The 10224-nt window shown below is 45.1% G+C and carries 7 protein-coding genes; 5 read left to right on the top strand and 2 right to left on the bottom strand.

What is annotated here, in order from left to right; all coding sequences use genetic code 11:
- The first annotated feature begins 9 nt into the window (after positions 1–9).
- The 3 genes from RM556_RS16715 (at position 10) to RM556_RS16725 (ending at position 4188) form a co-directional block, all read left to right on the top strand.
- On the top strand, positions 10–2103 hold the full coding sequence (locus RM556_RS16715) for a TonB-dependent receptor (RefSeq protein WP_311375158.1): 2094 nt from the start codon (positions 10–12) through the stop codon (positions 2101–2103).
- A gap of 100 nt (positions 2104–2203) precedes the next feature.
- Positions 2204–3271: an agmatine deiminase family protein gene (locus RM556_RS16720; protein WP_311375159.1), complete on the top strand. Its 1068-nt coding sequence runs from the start codon at positions 2204–2206 to the stop codon at positions 3269–3271.
- Positions 3268–4188 (top strand): carbon-nitrogen hydrolase, encoded by a 921-nt coding sequence (locus tag RM556_RS16725; protein ID WP_311362317.1) that lies wholly within the window; start codon positions 3268–3270, stop codon positions 4186–4188. Before RM556_RS16720 ends, RM556_RS16725 begins: the two co-directional genes overlap by 4 nt.
- Here RM556_RS16725 and pdeM read toward each other — a convergent pair.
- Positions 4185–4907 (bottom strand): ligase-associated DNA damage response endonuclease PdeM, encoded by a 723-nt coding sequence (gene pdeM / locus RM556_RS16730; RefSeq protein ID WP_311375160.1) that lies wholly within the window; start codon positions 4905–4907, stop codon positions 4185–4187. The two genes, RM556_RS16725 and pdeM, sit on opposite strands and share 4 nt — an antisense overlap.
- Positions 4907–7396: a ligase-associated DNA damage response DEXH box helicase gene (locus tag RM556_RS16735; RefSeq protein ID WP_311362315.1), complete on the bottom strand. Its 2490-nt coding sequence runs from the start codon at positions 7394–7396 to the stop codon at positions 4907–4909. Before RM556_RS16735 ends, pdeM begins: the two co-directional genes overlap by 1 nt.
- 42 nt (positions 7397–7438) lie before the next feature.
- On the opposite strand from RM556_RS16735, the gene RM556_RS16740 reads away from it, so the two are divergent.
- Both RM556_RS16740 and RM556_RS16745 read left to right on the top strand, forming a co-directional pair.
- The gene (locus RM556_RS16740; protein ID WP_409220104.1) at positions 7439–8476 is read left to right on the top strand and encodes a ligase-associated DNA damage response exonuclease; all 1038 of its coding nucleotides are present in this window, start codon (positions 7439–7441) and stop codon (positions 8474–8476) included.
- Positions 8476–10104: a cisplatin damage response ATP-dependent DNA ligase gene (locus RM556_RS16745; RefSeq protein WP_311375161.1), complete on the top strand. Its 1629-nt coding sequence runs from the start codon at positions 8476–8478 to the stop codon at positions 10102–10104. Before RM556_RS16740 ends, RM556_RS16745 begins: the two co-directional genes overlap by 1 nt.
- The last annotated feature ends 120 nt before the right edge of the window (positions 10105–10224 follow it).

Below are 10224 nucleotides of genomic sequence, written 5' to 3' on the forward strand. Positions count from 1 at the left end.
GAACAAGGTTTGCACGTATTATTTTCACCATGTCGCATCGCTTTCAGTGCTTTAACACTAGCAACGTTTAGTTTGGCTACTCAAGCGCAAACTCAAAATGACGCTTTTGATAACGATGTATCACAGCAAGCGAATTCTCAAGCCGTAGAGCGGATTCTAGTGACGGCAAACCGCAGTCCTAGTCGATTGCTGACGACCGCTGCCAGTATTGGTAGTGTCGACAAGTCCGAGTTGGATTTGATAAACCACCAGCACATTAATCAAGCTTTGCATCGAATCTCTGGCACATGGATCAGCAGAGGAAATGGCCAAGAGCACCTCACCGCTATTCGATCTCCAGTACTCACTGGCGCTGGCGGGTGTGGCGCTTTTTTTATGGCACTTGACGGCATATCATTGCGCGCCCCTGGATTCTGTAATGCGAATCAATTGTTTGATGCCAACACAGAGCAAGCTCAACGTATCGAAGTTTTGCGCGGTCCATCAAGCACCTTGTTTGGCTCGAATGCTGTGCATGGCGTAATCAACATCATCAGTCCTGATGCATATGCTAGCACCGCAAACTCGGTCGGCTTACGGGCAGGACGTGACGACCACCTTCGAGCGAGTCTTGCATACCGCACACAAGAAGATAACAGCGCCTTCGCTGTTTTTGGCAACCTTACTCAAAATAATGGTTATCAACAAAACAGTGGCTACGACCAACAAAAAATGACCTTGGTATACCAACAAACTGGAAACGTGTGGCAAAATAAAACGGTTCTGGATATAGCAAACTTAGAGCAAGAAACAGCAGGTTTTGTGCAAGGCTTTGAGGTGTTTAAGGATAAACAAATACGTCGTTCAAACCCAAACCCTGAAGCATTTCGGGATGCAACATCATTGCGTGCATATTCACAGTTCAGCATGGAAACAGCGAATGGTAACTTCTCAGTAACGCCATATATCAGACGAAACCAAATGGCCTTCTTGCAACATTTTTTGCCTTGGAAAGCTCTAGAAGAAAATAGTCACAGTAGTGCCGGGATACAATCACAATATCGCTATCAAAAAGATAATCTCAACTTGACGACAGGTTTTGATTTTGATTTTACTCGGGCCAATTTACGCGAAACTCAAGACCAGGCTTTTTCACCTAACATTCCTCAAGGTGAGCACTATGATTACAATGTGAATGCCTCAACAACAGCAGCTTACGTTCAGGCGCAATGGGAGCTATCTAACTGGCAACTAACGCTGGGGGGAAGACTTGAAAATGTACTTTTTGACTACGACAACCTGTTAAAAGATGGAAACGCTTGCGCACCTGAGGTAGCAACCTGTCGGTTTACGCGCCCTGAAGATCAAAACGTAAGCTTCACTGTATTCTCACCAAGCTTTTCAGCCTTGTATATTGTAAACCAGTATCAAACGGCTTACTTCAAACTCAGTCAAGGCTTTCGCGCCCCTCAAGCAACAGAGCTATTTCGTTTGCAAAACAATCAAAGCGTTGCCGACCTAAATGAAGAAGAGATAGACGCTATAGAATTGGGTTGGCGATTAGTCAGCGACAAATATGCGTTCAATGCGTCTGTATTTTGGCAAGAGAAAAAAGATTTTATTTTCCAAGATACTAATCGGCAAAATATATCTAATGGAGAGACTCGTCACCGCGGTCTTGAGTTGAGTGGAAAATATCATCTCTCGCCAAGCGTTTATATTTCTGGCAATGCAACTTATGCGACACATGAATATGCGAATGCCATTGCCATTTCAAATACCAATATTGAAGGTAATGAAATAGACACAGCGCCTCGCACAATTGGTTCAGCTCAGCTTGGTTGGCATGTCAGTGACACTATTCAAACTGAACTATCACTTCAACATGTGGGCGACTACTTTTTGAACCCTGAAAACACGGCTGAGTACGATGGTCACACATTGGTCGATTTGAATCTTCACTACGAATATTCACCGCAACTACGCTTCAATGCAAACATCTATAACTTACTGGATAAAGACTATGCTGAACGCGCAGATTTTGGCTTTGGTAACTATCGTTACTTTGTGGGACAGCCTCGCAGGATATTTGTCGGTGCTACATGGTCATGGTCTCAGCAATAGCAAATAAACCCTGAGAGAAATGTGAACATGCCGCTTTTGTGTCAAGCACAAGGCGGCTATACTTAGCGGAAATTGGCTCGAACTCGAGAACTCAAAAAACATGGCAAGTTTTCAACATCAATCTGCACTTACCTTGCTGCCTGAATGGGCTGAGCAAGAGGCTGTCATACTCGCATGGCCACACTCAGATACTGACTGGCAACCCTGGTTAGACGAAGTACAAAGTACTTATATAAGCCTTATTCAAGCAATAAATGAGAGTGGCTGCGTGGTCCTTTTGCTGTGTCGTGAGAGCGAGCTTGGTATAATTAAAAGCTTGGTGCCTTATCGCAACAAAGTCCTGTGTATTCCATGTGACTATAACGATACTTGGGTGAGAGATTATGCCTTTCTGACTTGCGAAAGTGAAAACGGCAATGTTCCCGTTAATTTTCAGTTTAATGGTTGGGGCCAAAAGTTTGATGCAAGCAAAGACACAATGATCAATGAGGGTGTGTTCGCGCAGCTATGTCAAAACCCAATGCAACATTTTGATATTGTATTAGAAGGTGGCGCAATTGAAATTGACCAAAACCAACACTTAATATCGACTCAATCTTGTTTATTCAATCCTCTTCGGAATGGGAACATGTCTGGGCAGGAATATGACAACCTGTTTCACGGGACGTTAGGCGCTGAAAAAACCACACTTTTTGCTGACGGTCACTTGGAAGGCGATGATACCGACGGACATATAGATACCTTAGTACGGTTTACGCCCTTGCACGGCTTAGTGATTCAAAGTGCCAATAATTGCCCTGAGGATAATCACTTTCCGGGCCTGTTCAAATTGGTACAAACCTGTCAGCAAACATTTCCAACACACGCGATTTATGAATTACCGCTGCCAAATATGAGGAATGCAGAAGGTGAAAGACTACCGGCTTCTTATGCAAACTTTCTCATTTGCAATCAAAGCGTATTGTTTCCGGTGTACCAACAAAGCGAAGATGCACTTGCGTTAGAAGTCATTCAAAACGCTTTTCCAAATCACCGCATCGTCGCGATAAACTGTGCTCCTTTGGTGCAACAGTTTGGTAGCTTGCATTGTATTACGATGCAAGTGCCAAGCAACACAATCACACCCGATATTATAGAATTAGCCAGAGATGGAGTCGCCGTATTATGAAACAGAATCAATCTCAGACAAAAAAACTAAAAGTGGGCCTAAAAGTGGGCTTGGTACAACAAGCTGTAAGCTCAAATGACAAGCTCGAAAATTGGCAGAACAGCGCACAAAAAGTAAGAGAGCTTGCCGCTAATGGTTGCGAGTGTATTTTACTACAAGAGCTCCACAGCACGCTGTACTTTTGCCAAGAAGAGGATGTTGATGCCTTCGATTTGGCTGAGCCAATTCCTGGTGAAGCCACCGAGTATTTCGGCAAGCTGGCAGCAGAATTGAGTATCGTGTTAGTCACCTCTTTGTTCGAAAAACGTGGTTCAGGCCTTTATCATAATACGGCTGTAGTGTTCGATCGCAGCGCTGAAATCGCAGGCAAGTATCGCAAAATGCATATTCCTGACGATCCTGGTTTTTATGAGAAGTTTTATTTCACCCCCGGCGACATGGGCTTCGAACCTATCCAAACCAGTGTCGGTAAGCTCGGCGTGCTAGTTTGTTGGGATCAGTGGTACCCAGAGGCTGCTAGGCTCATGGCAATGGCTGGCGCCGATATACTCTTCTACCCGACAGCTATAGGTTGGGACCGAAACGATACGAAGGAAGAACAGCAGCGCCAACAGGACGCGTGGCAAGTTATCCAACGCTCTCATGCCGTCGCGAACTCAGTGCCAGTTATTGTGGCGAACCGAGTCGGTTTTGAACCCTCTCCTGTGACTGGTGATGCAGGTATCGCGTTCTGGGGCCATAGTTTTATTGCTGGCCCACAAGGTGAAATACTGGCTCAAGCAGGCAGCGATAAAGAAGAGACGCTACAAGTCGAACTCGATATGACGCGCACCGAGGACATTAAGCGTATTTGGCCGTACTTTAGAGATCGCCGTATTGATGCATATGATGACTTAACGCTTAGGTGGCGAGATTAAGCCTTGATCCCAGTCGAATAGAGTTTGTTATTAAATAACAAATGCGTTTGATAGGGATCTTGAAGTAGGCTTTGAATAGCTTCATCTTCAACCCACAAGCCCCCGGTATATTGACCAAATGCTGGCATCAGTAGGATATTCTCAGTGCTGACAAAACACTTTCCCGTCATTCTATGTCGGGCCTTTTTTACACTCAATTTTGGATGAAAGTGACCAATCACTTGCGCTGTCGCGTTTGCAAAGCGAGTTAGGTTCTCAGGTTCATGAACCCAGAGAATGTTATCTATTTCATAGTATTCGCTCGACTGCCCTAATATTGCATCTGGTATTTCTGGGTCGTGATTGCCTAAGACCCAAAACCAAGCATTTACACCGCGGACTAAGTCGTTTATGTCAGATAAGTCTCTATTATTCATGCGACTGAGAGCATTGCCGTCATGCAGACTATCACCTAAGCAAATGACCTGTTTAGGGTTATATTCCTGTAGCACGTTTTGCATGTTTGTTATGGTCTTTGCGGTATCAAAGCGAGGTAATGGGTTCGCGAACTGAGAAAGAAAGCTACCCTTTTCAAAATGCAGATCAGAAAATACCACCATGTCATGTTTAGGCCAAACTAAGGCACCACTGGCATCTAAGATGAAGCGGTGGTCAGCAAAGTTTATCAGACAAGCTGTTCGCGCATGCAGCTTGGCCAACAAGGCATCTTCAGTAATCATTAAACATCTCGTTTTTTGCTCAGCAAGTCTTTGACTTCTTGTAGCATGTTTTCGGCCTCTTGATACAAGCTTGCTTGCTCTAGTAGGGCTTCTGCACCTTGGCCTTTTATCTGTTCCGATTTCACATCCAACACAATCGGGATAGCCATCGGCGATGCTTTTTCCAATTGTTGAAATGCAAACATGCCGTTAAAGCGGATTAGCGTATCACCTAGGCGCTGCAAGTCTAAAAGCTCTCTCTCAGCATCCTCTCGCGTGACTCGTAGCAAGATATGGTCAGGATCGTGCTCGCGTAAGGTATCGTATATGAGGTCTGTGGAAAAGGTCACCTGCTTCATGGTTTTTCGGGTACTGTGGTATTGTTGCTCTATTAACCCACTGACCACAGCCACTCGTCGAAATGAGCGTTTTAACATTGGCGCCGCTAACATCCAGTCTTCAAGTTCGTCGCCCAATATATCTGGGTTAAACAATGCTGGAATGTGAGCCTCTTCTACCACCGCAATGGAGGAGATGGATAAGCCATAGTCTGTGATACTGAAACTTAGAGGCTTTAAACCTAACTTTTCCATCCTACGAGTCACTAACATACCCAATGTTTGATTCGCTTTTCTGCCCTCAAATGTGTAAAACAAGGTGTATTGTGTTTGCCTAAACGGAAACTGCTCTACCAACACTCTGTCTGTTGAGGGAATTAAAGAAAAGCCGGCTTGTAAATCCAGCCATTCTCTGACTTGCTTGGGTAAGGCGCGCCATTTTTCAGGTTCATTAAGTAAAGCTCTGACGCCGTCAGCCAGGAAGGTGCTAAGTGGCATCTGCCCACCCACATAGCTTGGGATCTTCGGCTCTTTTGCTTTGCCAGGCCTAGCTTCTACCATCATATCTTTGATACCTTCAAATCGCAGTACTTCACCAGCGAAGAAAAAGGTATCTCCAGGCACAAGTTGTTGCGCGAAGTATTCCTCAACTTCTCCAATAATTTTGCCTTGATGTGCACGCCGAAGGCGTTTAACTCGAAGTCGTCCGGCTTCAACGATAGTGCCGATGTTTTGCCTATGACGCATAGTAATGCGTTTTGAGGCAGGCGCAAAAACACCAGGCTCAATTTCGGTCAAACGGTTGTATCTTTCATAGGCCTGCAAAGCATAACCCCCGTTTTCGGTAAATTGCCAAAGTGACGTAAAGGTTTGCAAATCAAGCCCACCATAGGGACTGGCGTCGAGGACTTGTTGATAAATTTCATCCATGCTGGCAGGCTGACTACAAACGCAATTTAAAATGTATTGTGGCAATACATCAAGCGCGCCAGAATGGGGACTGTCGCCGTCTAATTCACCCTGTTTGATTGCATTAATAGCAGCTTGGCATTCCAAGGTTTCGAAGCGGTTAGCGGGCACCAAAAGGGCTTGCGAAGGTTCATCCATTCTATGATTTGAACGACCAATACGCTGCAGTAAGCGACTTACCCCCTTAGGAGCGCCAACTTGAATAACCAAATCGACATCCCCCCAATCAATGCCAAGCTCAAGCGCCGAGGTTGCTACAATTGCTCGTAGTTTTCCAGATGCCATCATTGCTTCTGTTTTCTGTCTCTGCTCTTTACTCAATGAGCCATGATAAATGGCAATAGGTAAGACTTGTGTGTTTTCAGTCCATAAATGTTGAAAGATAAGTTCAGCTTGAGCGCGTGTGTTAACAAAGACCAGGGTGGTTTTCGCTGTGGCTATTTGCGCATAGATATCTTTGACAGCGTACTTCCCCATATAACCGCCAAATGGCATACGCTCCTTGGTTTTCAGCAACTTTATCTTCGGCTTAACTTTGCTTTTTACCGCTAATACTTCGCATGGTTCTCCGCTTGATCCCAACCACGCTGCTAATGCTTCTGGTTGAGCTACCGTGGCAGATAAGCCAAATCGAACAAGCTCTGGACTGAGACTTTGCAATCTGGCCAATGCTAAGGCCGTAAAATCGCCCCGCTTAGTGAAAGCAAAACTGTGAGCTTCATCAACGATAATGGCTTTAACTTGCCCAAAAATGCGTGGGGCATCAGCGTAAGACAACATTAACATCAGTGATTCAGGTGTAATGAGCAATATGTTGGGCGGCCTCTTGCGCTGCTGCTGACGTTGGTAAGCGGTGGTATCTCCGGTTCTTGCGCCCACAGTAATCGGCAAAGACATATCATCAATAGGCTGCTGTAGGTTACGGTGAATATCTTGCGTGAGGGCTTTTAAGGGCGAGATGTAAATAGTGTGCAAGCCCGTTTGTGGGTGCTTAGCTAAATCTATTAAGGTAGGCAAAAATCCAGAGAGTGTTTTACCCGCGCCAGTAGGAGCAATCAATAAGGTAGAACGTTGTTCTGCAAAAGCCTTGACCATTTGCTTCTGATAGGGGCGCACAGACCATTGTTTATCTTCAAACCAACTCGAAAACAAAACGGGTATGGTTTTTAAACGTTTTACAGAAGCAGAAAAAGTTCTTGTCACTAAACGCACCAAAATGGAGTTACACGCGTAAGTAACTCTGTTATGAAATTATCAACTCCAACTAATATGCAGCATCCGCAACATTGGATTACTACAAATCCAAATGGTTTGTATTGTGAAGCGCTTGATGCCTATATCGATCCAATGCAACCGGTTGCTCGTGCCATCGTCACTCATGGTCATGCAGACCATGCGCGTGCTGGCCATGGGGAAGTGTATGCCACCCCTGAAACAATGGCAATCATGCGCATTCGTTACGGTGAAGACCACGCACAAAAGCAAATTGAACTCGCTTATGATCAGACTATCGATTTAGCTAAAGGCCAATTAATGCTGAAACCTGCTGGACATATTTTAGGTTCAGCCCAAGCCGTCATTGATCACGCAAGCCATCGTTTAGTCATTTCAGGCGATTACAAACGCAGTGCTGACCCAACTTGCGCGCCTTTTGAAGTCTGCCCATGCGATGTTTTTGTTACCGAGGCAACCTTTGCATTGCCAGTGTTTCGTCACCCGCCGATATTACAGGAAGTGAACAAACTACTAGATTCGTTATCACTATTTCCTGAGCGATGTCATCTTGTAGGCGTTTATGCCTTAGGGAAATGCCAACGGGTAGTCCTTGCATTGAGAGAATTGGGCTATCAAAAGCCCATTTATATGCATGGTGCTTTGCTAAAATTGTGCACTCTGTACAAAGAATTTGGCATTGATATGGGCGCTATCGTTCCTGTTAGTGAGGTCGAAGATACTAAAACCTTAGCTGGCGAAATTGTGCTCGCGCCACCCTCAGCATTGAATGACCGATGGTCTCGCAAATTACCAAATGTGATTACCGCCATGGCTTCAGGTTGGATGCAAATTCGAGCGCGTTCAAAGCAAAGAAAAGCAGAGTTGCCGATTATCATATCAGACCATTGCGACTGGCCAGAGCTTCTGCAAACCATCAGTGAAGTAAATCCTGGGGAGGTCTGGGTAACACATGGTCGAGAAGCGGCTCTCGTTCATCAAGCGCAACAGATGGGTTATCGAGCCAAAGCCTTGTCCCTCGTTGGCTTTGATGAAGAGGCTGCTGAGTAATGGAGAAGTTTGCAGAGCTAGTCGACAAACTCTATTTTACGTCAAGTAATCTGGCCAAGTCCGCCATTCTTAGAGAGTATTTGAAAAGCACTCCTGACCCAGACAGAGGTTGGGCTATCGCCGCGATCGCCGGAACGCTCAACTTTGACTTATTCAAACGTAAGCTGATAAAAGATTTGATAAAGTCGCGTGTCGACCCAGTACTGTTCGATTTAAGCTATGATTATGTGGGTGAAATGAGCGAAACGGTTGCCCACTTGTGGCCAAGCGACCAAGCAGAGGCAACAATGGATAGCCCTTTACCGAGTTTGAATGAGCTCGTTCTTACCTTCAAATCAAGTGCGAAAAAAGATATCCAAGACATTCTCATTGACTTACTGAATAGAATGACGCCAAATCAACGGTGGGCGCTCATTAAACTCGGTACCCGAGGTTTGCGAATAGGCTTGTCTGCACGTTTCTTAAAAAAAATACTCGCTGAATATGCAGTTTCACCAGACATTCAAGTAGAGGATATTGAGCGCGTTTGGCATGGTGTCGAGCCGCCTTACACCGACCTTATGCAGTGGTTAGAAGGAGATGCTCCAAAACCAGATATATCCGAAAAAATCACCTTTCAACCGGTCATGCTATCCCATCCCTTAGACGAAGTAGAGTTGCCCAGCATGTTGACTTCAAACGATAGTTCAGTGCAATCAGAAGACAGATGGCAAGCAGAATGGAAGTTTGACGGGATACGCGTTCAACTTGTCTGTAATACCAACGGAAAAGCGCTATTTAGTCGCACAGGTGACGACATTAGCCATAGCTTTCCAGACCTACTAGCAAGTATTGATGAGAACACCATGTCTGGCGTATTTGATGGTGAATTATTGGCTATGAAGGAAGGCAAGATCCTGAGCTTCAACCAGCTTCAACAACGCTTAAATAAAAAGAAGCCGAGCAAGCAATTAATCGCTTCGATACCGGTGGGTATGATGTTATACGACGCGCTCTTTTTAGACGCCGCAAACTTGCGTGAATTACCGCTTTCACAGCGTTACCAGCGATTAGCTGCATGGTATCAAAAGCACAACACTGCAAAATTAAAACTTTCAAAAGCGCTCACGTATCGAACTATCAATGATTTGCAAACTTTGAGAGAAACAGCAAATACAAGTGAAGAGTACATTGAAGGCTTAATGCTCAAGAACCTGGAAGGTAGGTATGTAGCGGGCAGACCTAAAGGTCAGTGGTATAAATGGAAGCGCGATGCAAAAGTCATTGATGCTGTCATTATGTATGCACAACGAGGACACGGTAAACGTTCATCATTCTACTCTGATTATACCTTTGGGTGCTGGCAGGACGGTAAACTATTACCTGTCGGCAAAGCTTATAGTGGCTTTACCGATGCTGAGCTAAAGCAACTCGATGCATGGGTTAGAAAGAATACTATCGGCCGTTTTGGCCCAGTGAAAGAAGTGAACAAAGCGCTAGTATTTGAGTTAGCCTTTGATTCTGTGCATGAATCAAAACGTCATAAATCGGGCTTGGCCTTACGTTTCCCTCGAATCCATCGCATTCGCTGGGACAAGCCCGCTAATGAAGCAGACCAGTTGCAGACGCTCAAGAATATGATTGTTTGAGATTCAAAGTCTTGTTGGTAGACTGCTATGCTATGGCATTGCGTCATACTCATGTAGATTGCGTCATCCCCATGCAATTTGCGTCATCCCCATGTAGATGGGGAGCTAGGTTCCCGACTA

The organism is Alteromonas sp. W364 (assembly GCF_031846205.1).
GTDB lineage: Bacteria > Pseudomonadota > Gammaproteobacteria > Enterobacterales > Alteromonadaceae > Glaciecola > Glaciecola blandensis.